Below are 956 nucleotides of genomic sequence, written 5' to 3' on the forward strand. Positions count from 1 at the left end.
AAAAGTAAAATTATGGCCGTGGGCACGGAAGCCAAAAAAATGCAGGGCCGTGCGCCGCGCAATATTGAAATCGTCCGTCCGATGAGGGACGGAGTGATTGCCGATTTTGTGATTACCGAGCGTATGCTGGGTATGTTGATTAAAAAAGCCACCGAAGGACGATCTTTGGTTCCACCCCGTGTGGTTATCTGTGTTCCGGGCGGCTCTACCCAAGTGGAACGTAAAGCGATTTTGGATTCTGCGTTTGCTGCCGGCGCGGCAAGCGTACATTTGATTGAAGAACCGATGGCTGCCGCTTTGGGCGCGGGCTTGCCGATTGAAGATGCGGCAGGTTCGATGATTGTCGATATTGGCGGCGGTACGACCGAAATCGGCATTCTTTCACTGGGAGGCATGGCCTATTCTGCTTCCGTCCGCGCAGCCGGCGATGAATTCGATAAAAGTATCATCCATTACCTGCGCCGCCATCGCGGTGTCTTAATTGGCGAAGCGACGGCAGAAGAATTGAAGAAACAAATCGGCTCTGCATCGGGCTTTGAAACAGAAACAGCCATGCGCATTAAAGGCCGCGATCTGGCCGAAGGTACGCCTAAATCCTTGGCGGTTACTTCAAATGAAATCCGTGAAGCATTGAGTGAAACGGTAAATCAAATCATCCGTGCCGTTCGTCTGGCTTTGGAACAGGCTCCGCCCGAATTGGCCGGCGACATCGCCGACCGCGGTATTATGCTGACAGGCGGTGGCGCGCTTCTGCACGGTATCGATACCGTCTTGGCCGATGCAACCGGCCTGCCCGTCGGTATTGCCGACCAGCCTCTAAATTGCGTCGCCTATGGTGCTGGTAAGGCTTTGGACTATATCGGCAAATGGGATACCGTGTTTACGGAAAACCCATAAGGTAGATGGTTATGGAACGCTCTTCTTTGCGCTTTGACGAGGCAAAAGGCCCTAAGCTG

At 53.2% G+C, this 956-nt stretch carries 1 protein-coding gene; it reads left to right on the top strand.

The window, feature by feature from the left end; all coding sequences use genetic code 11:
• Window positions 1-897: rod shape-determining protein (locus ACTHS3_RS15055; protein ID WP_440368376.1), on the top strand; the 897-nt coding region annotated here is incomplete at its 5' end.
• Window positions 898-956: the final 59 nt, after the last annotated feature.

It is taken from the genome of Neisseria sp. P0009.S007 (assembly GCF_051962515.1).